Raw genomic sequence first — 12,218 nt, 5'->3', positions numbered from 1 at the left:
TTTGGCCACCCGGGTTAGGGTGGGGCTGCGATGGGGGGCGGGCTAATTCGTCGCGGTTCCCCGCCTAATGTTATAGGTATTCCTGGCGGGGGGGCCTTGTGCGGCCCACACCCCCCCGGTCGGGCGGGCGCCCCCGGGGGGCGCGCCGCCTCGACGCATCTCCTCGGCGTGCCTCGGTTCTCCCCGGGTGCGTCTTGGTGTGCGTCTCGGCATACCCGCGCGCGGTCGGCACGACCGGCGTCAGGCACCGTCCCAGTCGGGCAGGAAGCGCGTGACGTCGACGTCCTGGAACGGGGCGCGGACGAACTTCTCCCGCATCTCCCACGGAACCGTGCAGTCGAAGATCACCTTGGTGGAGATGCCGTGGTCGACGTTGGTCCACAAGAACTCTGGGTCCGCCGACGGGTCGAGTGGATGACAGCGGACGCCTGGGATCGGGATGATCGACCGCTCCGCCTGGAACCGGGTCGTCATCGCCCACAGCACGTCATCGGTGTCGAAGATGTCCACATCGTCGTCGACCAGGATGACGTGCTTCATCTCCGGGAAGGCTCCGAAGGCGACCAGCGCGGCCTGCCGCTCCCGGCCCTGGTCGTTGTGGTCGCGCTTGTGGATCTGCAGGATGCCGACGTACTTCCCGCCGCCGGCGGGGTGGGCGTAGACGTTCTTCACCAGGCCGGGCAGCGCGTTCTCCAGTGCCTGGGTCAGCGAGCCCTCGGTCGGGATGCCCGCCAGCGAGACGTGCTCCTCACCCGGGCCGACCAGCGTCTGCAGGATCGGGTCGGTCCGGGTGGTGACCGCCGTGACCTTGATGACCGGCAGCGACGGGTTGGCCACCCCGTCGTATCCCGGGAACTCGGGCATCGCGAACCCGGTGCCGGTGTGCTGGTCCTCCGCCACCCGCCGCCCGGGGAGGATCTCGCCCTCGATCACGATCTCGGCGGAGGCCAGCGCGTACTCCTCCACGGTCTTCGCCTTGACCAGCTCCACCGGGGAGCCCTTGAGGCCGCCGGCGAACTCCAGCTCGTCGAAGCCGTACGGCGTGGACGGCGGCTCGAAGGAGATCGCCATGTACTCCACCGGGGAGATGCCCATCGAGACGGTGATCGGCATCGGCTTGTCCAGGGCGTCGTACTTCTCATACATCATCCCGATGTGGCGCCCGGTCTGCATGAACACCGAGATCTCGTCACGATCCTGCACACACAGCCGGTGGATGGTGACGTCGTGCTGGCCGGTCTCCGGATCGGTGCCGCGCAGCACCGCCATGCAGAAGTAGGGGCCGGCGTCCTCCGGGGTGTTCGTCGGCGCCGGCAGCAGGGTGCGGATGTCGAAGTCCGGATCGCTGGCCAGGTGCACCACCTCCTGGCAGGGCGCGGAGTCGACCATGACCGGGTCCTTGGCGTGCTCCATCGCGCTGAGCATGTGCTGGCCGAGGCGCTTCTCGTCGGCTCCGAGGAAGGTTGCGATCCGCTTGCGCGAGGCGAGTACGCCGACGATGACGCCGATGTCGTAGCCCTTGACGTTCTCGAACAGCATCGCCGGGCCGACCTGGGTCGGGCGTTGCACGGTGCCACCGGCACCGACCTTCTTGTAGACCCCGGCAAGCTCGGCCTGAGGGTCGACCTCGACCGCGGTGGAGACGAACTGGCCCGACTGCTGCTTGAGCAGCTCGATGCCCTCGCGTAGGTCCTTGATCGGCGCCTTCGGCGCCGCTGGCGTGCTCTCCGTCATCGCTGCTCCTCCGGTCGCGGCGGTCGTGGGCTCGGGACGTGTATTCAGGCCAGGCGTCGGGTCAGGTCGACGAGCTGCTCGAGCAGCGTCCGGATCTCACTGTCGCGACGCTCCAGCAGATCGAGGCCGTCCGGCCCGAAGTCGGTGAACAACGACAGCGCGACGTAGGCGCGCACGTCGAGCATCTGGAAGTTGGCGATGATGCTGCGCCACTGCTCGACCGCCCGGATGCCGCCGTCGGCGCCGTAGGAGACGAAGCCGACCGTCTTGCGGGCCCACTCCGAGCCGAGGCTGTCGAAGGCGTTCTTGAAGGCCCCGGGCACGCCGTGGTTGTACTCCGGGGTGACGAAGACGAAGCCGTCGCAGGAGTCGATCGCCCGGCTCCAGGCGGTCACCTGCGGGGAGTCGTACTGTTTGTTCGCGGCACCCGGCACGGTGGCCGAGGTCAGCAGCGGGACGTCGAACTTCCGCAGGTCCAGCAGCTCGAACTCGGCTCCCTCGATGTCGGCGGCGTTCTCGGCGACCCAGTCGGCGACGATCTCGCCCAGTCGCCCGTCGCGGATGGAGCCGATGATGATGCCGATCTTCATGTCTGTCTCCTTCTCGGTGGCGCCCGGCGTCTCAGAGCAGCGAGACACCGCCGTCCACGGTGATGGTCTGGCCGGTCAGATAGGTGCAGGTCAGGCAGAACAGGTAGGCGCATGCCACCTCGGAGACGGTCGCGGTGCGGCTCAGCGGGCTCAGCCGCGACATCTGCAGGCGCGTGGCCTCGCGCTCGGCGTCCGGCAGGTCACGCCACAGTCCGGTCGGCGTCCAGGTCGGTGCCACCGCGTTGACCCGTACGCCGGGCGCCAGTTCGAGCGCCAGCCCGCGGACCAGGGTGGAGACGGCCTGGTTGCCGACGATGGCGCCGCTGGCCCCGTCCGGTCGGCCGCCCGCGCCACCGGTGAGCACCAGGCTGCCCCCGGTCCGGATCGAGCCGGCCGCGGCCCGGGCGACCCGCAGGCTGGCGTCGAACTTCTCCGCGACCGCGGCTCGGATCGTCTCCAGCGGCGCGTCCAGGAAGCCGCCGGCCATCGCCCCGCCGACCATCGAGACCACGTGGTCGGCGGGGCCCGCCGCCTCGAAGAAGTGCTCCAGGCCGACGCCGGCGGGGGCCTCGGCGGCCGCGTCCACCCGCACCGCGGTCACCTGTCCTCCCAGGCTGGCCAGTTCGGTGGCGGCGCTCTTCAGCCGACCGGGATCCCGCCCGCCGATCACCACCGTCGCGCCCGCCAGGACGGCCTCGGTCGCCACCGCCAGTCCGAAGCCGGACGTGCCCCCGAGGACCACCACCCGCGACTGGGCGAGCGTGTCGGCGGACAGCACGCTCACCGCGCGACCCGTTCGCGAAGCTCGTCGCTCCACCGTGGGAAGACGTCGGTGCGGAGGCCGAACTGGTCGAGCGCGCGCCCGACGGAGTGGTCGACGATCTCTTCGATGGTGGTGGGCCGGGAGTAGAACGCCGGCACCGGCGGGAAGACCGTCGCGCCGGCGGCGGTCACGGTCTCCATGTTGCGCAGATGGATCAGGTTCAGCGGTGCCTCGCGCACCATCAGGACCAGCGGCCGGCGCTCCTTGAGCGTGACGTCGGCGGCCCGGGAGACCAGCGAGGCGGTCACGCCGCTGGCGATCTCGCCCAGCGTGCGCATCGAGGTCGGCGCGATGAGCATCCCCCGGGTGTGGAACGAGCCGGAGGAGAGCGGGGCACCGACGTCGGTGTGGTGATAGACCACGTCGGCCCGGGCCTCGAGGTCGTCCTTGGTCAGGTCGGTCTCGTAGCTCCGGGTCAGCGCCGCCGACTTGGTGACCACCAGGTGGGTCTGGATGCCGAGATCGCGCAGGATGTCGAGTGCCCGGACGGCGTACACCACGCCGGTGGCGCCGGAGACTCCGACCACGATGCGGTCGGGTTGGTTGCTGCTCATCGAATGCCCCTTCGTCACGGCGGCCCTCGACGATGGTGCCGGCGAGGGGTCGCTGCTGCTCAGTCGGTTGCGGTGCGGTGAGTCGTCATGCTGACCGTACCCAGTCCCTCCACCTCGGCGCTGACCCGCCCGCTCTCCGGCAGCGGGACGGCCGCGGTCGCCGCGCCGGCGAGCAGCACCGCTCCACCCGGCAGCGGGTGCCCGTAGCGGGCGGCCAGCCGGGTCGCGGCCGGTACGGCGGCCAGCGGATCGTTCAGGATCGCCCGGGTCGAGCCGGTGGCCGCGACCGTGTCGTCGACCCGGAGCCACACCTGCCGGTCCCCGATCCGGTCGCGTACGGCGTCCAGCGGCTTCCACGGGCCGATCACGTAACGGCTGGCCGAGGCGTTGTCCGCGACCACGTCCGCCAGGGTGAAGGAGAAGTCCCGGTAGCGGCTGTCGATCACCTCCAGCGCCGGTGCCAGGTGGGTGACGTGTGCCAGCAGATCGGTGTCCGGGTCGGTGAGGTCCAGGCCGCCGGCATCCTCGGCGAACCGGAAGGCGACCTCCGGCTCGACCCGTGGGTGGATCAGCGCGGAGGTGTCGAGCGTGCCGCCGTCATCGATCAGCATCGTCGAGGTCAGCACGCCGAGGATGACGTCGTCGACGCCCATCTGGGCGGCCTTCTCCTTACTGGTGAACCCGAGCTTGAGCCCCACCGGCACCTCCCCGGCGGCGACCCGCAGGTCGAGACCGGCGAGCTGGATGGCGTACGCGTCGGCGAGCGTCATCGCCACCTCGGTGCTGAGCCGCGCGATCTCGGTGCCGGCGGCGGTCGCCTCGCCCAGTCGCGCCGCCAGTTGGGGTATGTCGTCCCGCTCGAAGAGCGTCATGCCGCCGTTCGCCCAGTGGGTGGCGGGGATCTCGTGCACGATCACCCGCACGCTGCTGCGGTTGACGACCAGGGTGGAGGAGACCGCCTCGGTGACGGCGCCGATCAGGGTACGGATCGTCTCGGCGTCACGGCCGGCCCGAATGCTGAGCTCCACCTGCGGCATGTCCCGGCTCCATCTCTCGCGCTCCCACCTGATGCCTGCGCGTCACAGTAGTGCTCCTGCCTGAGGATTCGACCCCGGTGCCGGTCGACGGTCCGCCCGCCTCGCACCCGGCGTGCCGGAGCCGGTGTGCGTGACCTCGGTCACCTCGAACACTAGTGTCGGGCTCATCGGGAGAGTGGATCGAAGGGGTGAGAGCTGTGCCTGCTCGAAGTACCGGGCTCTGGGTCGTCGTGGGCGTGCTACTCGTGTTCGCGGCCGTTCCGCCACTGTTCGTGCAGTGGTATGCCAAGGAGTCCCCGACGCTGTGGGGCTTCCCGTTCTTCTTCTGGATCCAGTTCGTGATGGTGCTCTGGGCGGCGCTGCTCACCTCGATCGCGTACGTCGTGGCCAAGGAGGCGTTCCGGCGTGACCGGGTCTCGCGCGGGCAGACCCAGCCGGGTGGGAGCCATGCGAAGGAGGCCGGCAAGTGAACGGTGTCGCCTTCGGGGTCTTCCTGTTCCTCTTCCTGGTCGTCACCGTGATGGGCTTCGCGGCGGCGCGCTGGCGCCGGGCCAAGTCGATGGCGTCACTCGACGAGTGGGGCCTGGGCGGTCGCGGCTTCGGCACGTTCGTCGCCTGGTTCCTGATCGGCGGCGACATCTACACCGCCTACACCTTCATCGCGGTGCCGGCGACCCTGTTCGCGGGCAGCGCGACCGGATTCTTCGCGGTGCCGTACACGATCATCATCTACCCGCTGATCTTCGCCTTCCTGCCACGCCTGTGGTCGGTGAGTCACAAGCACGGCTACGTCACCCCGGCCGACTTCGTCGAGGGCCGCTACGGCAGTAAGGGCCTCGGGCTGGCGGTCGCCGCGACCGGACTGATCGCCACCATGCCGTACATCGCGCTGCAACTGGTCGGTATGCAGGTGGTGCTGGAGGTGATGGGGCTGCAGCCGGACAGCGGCAACTGGTTCCTCAAGGACCTTCCGCTGTTCATCGCGTTCGTCATCCTGGCGGCCTACACCTACTCCTCCGGTCTGCGGGCGCCGGCGATGATCGCGTTCGTCAAGGACAGCCTTATCTACCTCGTCATCATCGTCGCGGTCATCTACATCCCGCACCACATCGGGGGCTGGGGGCACATCTTCGACACGGTCAAGCAGAGCTTCGGTGACTTCAACACCGCCAACGCCGACAAGATCGGCGCCGGCGAGGCCTCGCCACAGGCCACCTATCCCGCCACCGGCATCGGTCAATGGGCCTACGCCTCGTTGGCGCTGGGCTCGGCGCTGGCGCTGTTCATGTACCCGCACTCGGTGACCGGGGTGCTCTCCACCCGCAGCCGGAACGTGATCCGCCGCAACGCCAGCCTGCTGCCGGCGTACTCCTTCCTGCTGGGTCTGCTCGCGCTGCTCGGCTTCGTCGCGGTGGCGGCCGGGGTGAAGGTGTCCAACGTGCAGGCCTCGGTGCCGCAGCTCTTCGAGGACCAGTTCCCCGGCTGGTTCCAGGGGGTGGCGTTCGCGGCCATCGTGATCGGCGCGCTGGTGCCGGCCGCGATCATGTCGATCGCGGCGGCGAACCTGTGGACCCGCAACATCTACAAGGCCTTCATCAACCGGCGGGCGACGCCGGCGCAGGAGGCGCGGCAGGCCAAGCTGGTCTCGCTGATCGTGAAGTTCGGCGCGCTGATCTTCGTGCTGGCGCTGAACAAGACGTTCGCGATCAACCTACAGCTGCTCGGCGGGATCTGGATCACCCAGACCTTCCCGGCGATCGTGGTGGGGCTCTACACCCGTTGGTTCCATCGCTGGGCGCTGCTCGCGGGCTGGGCGGTGGCGATGATCTACGGCACCGTCACCGCCTACAACACCCCGTCGCCAACCCAGGCGCACTTCGGCGCGTCCGTGCACGCCTTCCCGTTCACCGACACCGGGATCTACCTCGCCATCACCGCGCTGATCATCAACGTGGTGATCGCGGTGGTCGCCACCCCGATCCTGCGGGCGCTGGGCGTCCCCGACGGCAGGGACAGCACGTCGGCGGCGGACTACACGGTGGACTCCGGCGACAAGGGCGTGATCGAGGAGCTGGATCCCACCATCACCGCGCACTGACTCACTGACTCACCGACTCACTGACTCACCGCGCCCAGGCCGAGCAGAGCCAGATGGTCACACCAGGCGCGCCGAGCAGAGCCAAGTGGTCACGGCAAGCGGGTCCAGCAGAGCCAAATGGTCGCCGGTACGGCGACCATTTGGCTCTGTTCGCCGTTCAGGACTCGTTGAGGACGCGGTTGGCGACCGCGAAGGCGGAGTTCGCGCAGGGGACGCCCGCATAGATCGCCGTCTGCAGCAGCACCTCGACGATCTCCTCCTTGGTGAGGCCGTTGCGCAGCGCCGCCACCAGGTGGAACTCCAGCTCGTCGAAGTGGCGGCCGGCGATCAGCGCGGTGAGCACCCCCACCGAACGGGAGCGCCGGTCCAGGCCCGGCCGGGTCCAGATACTGCCCCAGGCGTACCTGGTGATCAGTTCCTGGTAGGCGGCGTTCACGTCGGTGGTGTGCGCGATCGCCCGGTCGACGTGCGCGTCGCCCAGCACCTCGCGGCGCACCACCATGCCGGCGTCGTAGGGGTCGCCGGCCCCGCCGGTGAGGTGCGTGCCGAGGTGCGCGGTCAGCAGGCTCGCCACCGTGTGCGGCGCTTCCGCCGCGGCGAGATGGGCGACCCCGTCGAGCTCGACGAAGGTGCCCACCGCAACGCCGGTCGCGATCTCGCGCAGTGAGTCCGGCGGGGTGGCCTCGTCGTGGATGCCGGCGACGGCGAGGACCGGCGCGCCGATCTGTTCCAGCCGGTCGCGTACGTCGAATGCGGCGAGCGCCTCGCACACCAGCGCGTAGCTCTCGGCGTCGGCGTGTTGCAGGGCGCCCAGCAGCGCGACGCCCGCCTCCTGCTCCCGCTCCAAGAACCCCGGCGCGAACCATCGCTGCGAGGAGCCGGCCACCATCACCGGCGTGCCCGACCGGCGCACCAGCGCCGCCCGCTCGAGCCAGCCGTCGGTCTCACCGATCTTGGCGCCGGTGCACAGCATCGCCGCGGCGGTGACCCGGTCCCCTGCGTCGAGCAGCAGTTGCAGGCCGGCGGCCCCGCCGACGGAGTCGCCGGCATAGCCGAACGTGCCGCCAGCTTCGCCGCGCTCGACCAGCACCGGCTCGATGGCCGCGAGTACGCCGGCCGCGAGGTCGGCCATGGTGAACGGCGCCGTCGCCGGCGTACCCCGGCCGTGGCCCGGCAGCTCCCAGCCGACCACATGGAAGGTCTCGCCGAGCAGCGCCGCGCACCGCGCCCAGAGCGACTCGGCCGAGGTGCCCAACGACGGGCCGACGACGAGCAGTGGCAGCTCCGGCGACCCGGCCAGCTGGACGACGGTGAGGGAGGGGGTCACGGGAGTTCCTTCCAGAGGGCTCGCGCCCGGTCCAGGGCGACGCTGACGAGGTCGTCGGTGAGGCCGAGATAGTCGGCTGCCGGCTCGAGACCGGCCAGCGCCGCCATGGTCTGCTGCTCGGCCCGCAGCCCCGGGTCGGCGGCGTGGGCGGCCATCGCCTCGGGATCGACCCGCAGACCGGCGACCAGCTCCGCGGTCTGCGATGCGGCCACCACGGCGCGCCGGCCGAGCAGGTGGAGCACGTCCCACTCGGCATGCCAGACCCCGACCGGACGCTCGTCGGTGTACCCGGCCGCGGCGGCGTGCAGGGTCGCCGCCTGCGCCGGCGCCCAGGTCGCATACCGCACGATCAGCACCGACAGCACCGGGTTCGCCTTGTGCGGCATGGTCGAGGAGCCACCCCGGCCGGCCACGGCGGGCTCGCCGAGCTCGCCGATCTCGGGGCGGGCCAGCAGCGCGACGTCGCCGGCCAGCCGGCCCCACACGTCCGCCAACCCCACCAGCGCGTCCGCGGCCTCGGTCAGCGGCGACCGGTTGGGGTGCCACGCGTTGGCGCCGTCCAGGCTCAGCCGCTCCGCCAGCGACCGTACGGCGACCAGGGCGCTCTCGGCGGGCGCGTCGGTGACCCGGGCCAGCTCGACCACCGCCGACAGCGTGCCGGCCGCGCCGCCCAGGTAGGCGGGCAGCGACTCGTCGGCGCTGCGCAGGCGGAGGGTGGCCTGGCGCAGGCCGTCCAGCCAGCCGGCGGCCTTGAGCCCGAAGGTGATCGGCACCGCATGTTGGGTCAGGGTGCGCCCGGCCATCACCGTCGCGCGGTGTGCCTCGGCGAGCCGGGCCAGTGCGCCGGCCTGCACCGCTACTGATGCCTGGACCGCCGAGATCGCCTCTCGCAGGCAGAGCACCAGGGCGGTGTCGACCACGTCCTGGCTGGTCAGGCCGCGGTGGAGCCAGGTCGCGGCACGGTCGTGCCCGTCGTGCTCGAGCCGGGAGCGGAGCAGCTTGACCAGTCCGATGACGGGGTTGCCACCCGACTCGGCGCCGGTGGCGAGCCGAGGCAGATCGGCGACGCCGACCGGTTCGGTCAGCCCGGTCAGCGGTACCGAGGCGTCGGCGGGCGCGATCCCGGCCTCGACCAGCGCCGTCAGCCAGGCCTCCTCGACCGCGACCATCGCCGCCAGACAGCTGGCCTCGTCGAAGACCGCGCCGGCTCGCTCGTCGCCGGGCCAGAACAGGTCAGCCACTCAGCCTCCGTAGGTGAGGAAGACGGTCTCGTCCTCGCCCTGCATGTGCAGGTCGAAGCGATAGCCGGTCTCGTCGGCGGCGGCCACCAGGGTGTGCCGCCGCTCGTCGGGGAGCGAGGCCAGCAGGGCGTCGGCGGCGTTGGCCGGATGGTCGGGCAGGTAGATCCTGGTGAACTGCCGGTCGAGCAGGCCACGGGCGAAGAGCGTGACCGCGAAGAACGGCGCCTTCCCCTCCGGTGCCCCCGGGGTGAGGGTGGAGAAGGAGTAGTGCCCGTTGCGGTCGGTCTCGCAGCGACCGAAGCCGGTGAAGGTCCAGCCGTCGCGGTGCAGCGAGCCCTCTTGACGCAGCACGGTGCCGTCGGGCGACGGCTGCCAGATCTCGACCAGCGCGTCCGGGATGGGGTCGCCGGCGCCGTCGTACACGGTGCCGTGCAGCCGGATCGCGCCGGCGCTGCCGGCCGGGACGAGCTCGTTGTCGCCCGGGTAGGGCAACGCGTAGCCGAACCAGGGGCCGATCGTCTGGCCAGGGGTCGCGGGGAGCGTCATCGGCCTTCCTCCATCCAGGTCGCGTGGCTGCCGGTCAACACGATGTCCCAGCGATAGCCCATCGAGTATTCCGGCACGCTGAGGTCGTGGTCGTAGGTGGCGACGAGCCGGTCGCGCGCCTGCTGGTCGGTGATCGACTGATAGATCGGGTCGAGGGCGAACAGCGGGTCGCCGGGGAAGTACATCTGCGTGATCAGCCGTTGGGTGAAGGCGGTGCCGAAGACCGAGAAGTGGATGTGCGCGGGACGCCAGGCGTTGACGTGGTTGCCCCACGGGTACGGCCCGGGCTTGATCGTCTTGAACTCGTACTCGCCGTCCGGCCCGGTCAGGATCCGGCCGACGCCGTAGAAGTTGGGGTCGATCGGGGCCGGGTGCTGCTCGTACTTGTGGATGTAGCGCCCGGCGGCGTTGGCCTGCCAGATCTCGATCAGCTGGCCGGCGACGGCCCTGCCCTCGCCGTCGACCAGCCGGCCGCTGACGGTGATCCGCTCGCCGATCGGGTCCTCGGTGCCGGTGCCGACGGTGAGATCGGCCTCGAGCCGGCCGACGTCACGATGGCCGAAGCACGGCGCCCAGAGCTCGATGGTCTCGGGGTCGACGTGGTGCGGGTCCTTGGTCGGGTGACGCAGGATGCTGGAGCGGTACGGCGGATAGTCGACCAGCGGCTGCGGGATGTCGGCCTTCGCCGACTCCGCGCCGACCTGTTCGATCTCTGCGGAGATGTCAGCCTGGGTGGTGGGCTGCTCAGTGGTCGTGGTCACACCTAGACGGTAGGGAGGCCACCGCCACCTCGGCCAGCCGAGGCTTCCACTGAACGGAAGTTCCTGGCAGGCTGGCCGAATGGCAGGAGGGACCTCGCAGCCCGGCCGGTCGGTCACGTCCCGCGCGCTCGCGGTGCTGGGCGCCTACGACGCGCGACACCGTCGGCTGCGGCTGACCGAGATCGCCCAGCGTGCCGGTCTGGCGGTGCCCACCGCCCACCGGCTGGTGGCGGAGCTGGTCGCCTGGGGAGCGCTGCGACGCGAGCCGGACGGTGCCTACGTGGTGGGCCGGCGGATCTGGGACCTCGGCCTCCTCGCGCCGGTGGCCACTGACCTGCGTGAGGTCGCCCGGCCGTTCCTGCACGACATCTACGGCGCGACCCTGGAGACCGTCCACCTCGCGGTCCGCGAGGACGACCACGTGCTCTACCTCGACACCCTCGCCGGCCACCGCTCGGTCCCGGTGGTCAGCACACTCGGGTCGCGGCTGCCGATGCACGCCACCGGGGTCGGCAAGGTCCTGCTCGCCCATGCTCCCGACGACGTACGGCGGGCGGTGCTGGCCGCACCGCTGCGCCGGTTCACCCGGCACACCATCACCTCGCCGGTCCGGCTGCGGGTGCAATTGGAACGGATCCTGGTCGACGGCTATGCGACCACCGGCGAGGAGATGACGCCCGGAGCCTGCTCGGTCGGCGTGCCGATCACCACCCGGGCCGGCGTGGTGGGCGCGCTCGGCATCGTGGTCGCCGACCTCCGTCGCTCGCAGGCCCGGCTGGTCAGCGCACTGCAGGTAGCCGCCCAGGGCGTGGCCCGCGGGCTCGGGTGATCGGGGCTCGGGTGATCGGGGCGCGGTGATCGGGGCGCGGTGCCTCAGGCGGACTTGATCGCCGAGATGTCGAACTCGAGCTTGATCCGCTCCGAGATCAACACCCCGCCGGTCTCGAGGGCCGCGTTGAAGGTCAGGCCCCAGTCGCTCCGGTTGATCGCGACGACGCCCTCGAAGCCGACCCGGACGTTGCCGTAGGGGTCCTTGGCCGATCCGGTCTGCTCGAACGGGACCGTCACCGACTTGGAGATGCCCTTGATGGTCAGGTCGCCGGTGATGTTCCAGGTCTCGCCGTCGAAGGTGACGTCGGTGGAGGTGAAGGTGATGTAGGGGTTGGCGGTGGTCTCGAAGAAGTCGCCGGAGAGCAGGTGGCCGTCACGGTCCTTGTTGCCGGTGTCGATCGAGGAGGCGTCGATCTTCACCGAGACGCGTGAGTTGGCCGGGGTCGCGGTGTCGACGGTGGCGCTGCCCTCGAACTCCTTGAAGGAGCCGCGCACGGTGGTCACCATCGCGTGCCGGGCGGAGAAGCCCAGGCGGGTGTGGGTCACGTCGAGGGTGTAGTCGCCGGAGATGTCCTCGATCGCCGCGGTCGGCGCGTCGAAGTCGGTGGGGGTGGATTCCTCGGGCTTGCGGTTGAACAGGGCCATGGCGGTCGCTCCTTGATTGATTGAATCTACA

General features: G+C 70.6%; 13 protein-coding genes. 3 read left to right on the top strand and 10 right to left on the bottom strand.

Annotated features, from left to right (window positions below; all coding sequences use genetic code 11):
- Window positions 1-240 precede the first annotated feature (240 nt).
- Genes QM638_RS16705 through QM638_RS16685 form a run of 5 tightly spaced genes read right to left on the bottom strand, consistent with a single transcriptional unit; the run spans window position 241 to window position 4,738 of the window.
- A complete protein-coding gene (locus tag QM638_RS16705) occupies window positions 241-1,734 on the bottom strand; it encodes a UbiD family decarboxylase (RefSeq protein WP_415143682.1) in 1,494 nt (497 codons plus the stop codon).
- Window positions 1,735-1,778: 44 nt separating this feature from the next.
- Window positions 1,779-2,324 carry an NADPH-dependent FMN reductase gene (locus QM638_RS16700; protein ID WP_415143680.1) on the bottom strand — a complete coding sequence of 182 codons (546 nt, stop codon included), beginning with the start codon at window positions 2,322-2,324 and terminating at the stop codon, window positions 1,779-1,781.
- 31 nt (window positions 2,325-2,355) lie between these two features.
- Entirely contained in the window at window positions 2,356-3,108 is a 753-nt protein-coding gene (locus QM638_RS16695) for an SDR family NAD(P)-dependent oxidoreductase (protein WP_415143678.1), read from the bottom strand.
- A complete protein-coding gene (locus tag QM638_RS16690) occupies window positions 3,105-3,701 on the bottom strand; it encodes a UbiX family flavin prenyltransferase (protein ID WP_415143676.1) in 597 nt (198 codons plus the stop codon). Before QM638_RS16690 ends, QM638_RS16695 begins: the two co-directional genes overlap by 4 nt.
- Window positions 3,702-3,760: 59 nt before the next feature.
- Entirely contained in the window at window positions 3,761-4,738 is a 978-nt protein-coding gene (locus QM638_RS16685; RefSeq protein WP_415143674.1) for a tautomerase family protein, read from the bottom strand.
- A gap of 197 nt (window positions 4,739-4,935) precedes the next feature.
- On the opposite strand from QM638_RS16685, the gene QM638_RS16680 reads away from it, so the two are divergent.
- Complete coding sequence (locus tag QM638_RS16680; protein ID WP_415143672.1) at window positions 4,936-5,208, top strand: DUF3311 domain-containing protein; 273 nt, start codon at window positions 4,936-4,938, stop codon at window positions 5,206-5,208.
- Window positions 5,205-6,836, top strand: a complete 1,632-nt coding sequence (mctP, locus tag QM638_RS16675) for a monocarboxylate uptake permease MctP (protein ID WP_415143670.1) — start codon at window positions 5,205-5,207, stop codon at window positions 6,834-6,836. Before QM638_RS16680 ends, mctP begins: the two co-directional genes overlap by 4 nt.
- Window positions 6,837-6,993: 157 nt before the next feature.
- Here mctP and QM638_RS16670 read toward each other — a convergent pair whose 3' ends face one another.
- Genes QM638_RS16670 through pcaH form a run of 4 tightly spaced genes read right to left on the bottom strand, consistent with a single transcriptional unit; the run spans window position 6,994 to window position 10,711 of the window.
- Window positions 6,994-8,163: an alpha/beta fold hydrolase gene (locus tag QM638_RS16670; protein ID WP_415143668.1), complete on the bottom strand. Its 1,170-nt coding sequence runs from the start codon at window positions 8,161-8,163 to the stop codon at window positions 6,994-6,996.
- The gene (locus QM638_RS16665) at window positions 8,160-9,404 is read right to left on the bottom strand and encodes a lyase family protein (RefSeq protein ID WP_415143666.1); all 1,245 of its coding nucleotides are present in this window, start codon (window positions 9,402-9,404) and stop codon (window positions 8,160-8,162) included. The genes QM638_RS16670 and QM638_RS16665 overlap by 4 nt, the downstream gene beginning before the upstream one ends.
- On the bottom strand, window positions 9,405-9,950 hold the full coding sequence (gene pcaG / locus QM638_RS16660) for a protocatechuate 3,4-dioxygenase subunit alpha (RefSeq protein WP_415143664.1): 546 nt from the start codon (window positions 9,948-9,950) through the stop codon (window positions 9,405-9,407).
- Window positions 9,947-10,711: a protocatechuate 3,4-dioxygenase subunit beta gene (pcaH, locus tag QM638_RS16655; protein ID WP_415143662.1), complete on the bottom strand. Its 765-nt coding sequence runs from the start codon at window positions 10,709-10,711 to the stop codon at window positions 9,947-9,949. Before pcaH ends, pcaG begins: the two co-directional genes overlap by 4 nt.
- A 79-nt stretch (window positions 10,712-10,790) precedes the next feature.
- Here pcaH and QM638_RS16650 point away from each other — a divergent pair, with 79 nt between their 5' ends.
- Entirely contained in the window at window positions 10,791-11,540 is a 750-nt protein-coding gene (locus tag QM638_RS16650; RefSeq protein WP_415143660.1) for an IclR family transcriptional regulator, read from the top strand.
- Between the two features lie 44 nt (window positions 11,541-11,584).
- Here the strand turns inward: QM638_RS16650 and QM638_RS16645 are convergent, their stop codons facing one another.
- The gene (locus QM638_RS16645; protein ID WP_415143658.1) at window positions 11,585-12,187 is read right to left on the bottom strand and encodes a YceI family protein; all 603 of its coding nucleotides are present in this window, start codon (window positions 12,185-12,187) and stop codon (window positions 11,585-11,587) included.
- Between the last annotated feature and the right edge of the window lie 31 nt (window positions 12,188-12,218).

It is taken from the genome of Nocardioides sp., from assembly GCF_047606145.1.
Classification (GTDB): Bacteria; Actinomycetota; Actinomycetes; order Propionibacteriales; family Nocardioidaceae; genus Nocardioides.
This window is presented reverse-complemented; position numbering and strand designations above follow the sequence as displayed.

Coding starts and splice junctions, on each gene's coding strand:
- QM638_RS16705 (WP_415143682.1), bottom strand. CDS start 1,734: ATGACGGAGAGCACGCCAGCGGCGCCGAAGGCGCCGATCAAGGACCTA.
- QM638_RS16700 (WP_415143680.1), bottom strand. CDS start 2,324: ATGAAGATCGGCATCATCATCGGCTCCATCCGCGACGGGCGACTGGGC.
- QM638_RS16690 (WP_415143676.1), bottom strand. CDS start 3,701: ATGAGCAGCAACCAACCCGACCGCATCGTGGTCGGAGTCTCCGGCGCC.
- QM638_RS16685 (WP_415143674.1), bottom strand. CDS start 4,738: ATGCCGCAGGTGGAGCTCAGCATTCGGGCCGGCCGTGACGCCGAGACG.
- pcaG (WP_415143664.1), bottom strand. CDS start 9,950: ATGACGCTCCCCGCGACCCCTGGCCAGACGATCGGCCCCTGGTTCGGC.
- QM638_RS16650 (WP_415143660.1), top strand. CDS start 10,791: ATGGCAGGAGGGACCTCGCAGCCCGGCCGGTCGGTCACGTCCCGCGCG.
- QM638_RS16645 (WP_415143658.1), bottom strand. CDS start 12,187: ATGGCCCTGTTCAACCGCAAGCCCGAGGAATCCACCCCCACCGACTTC.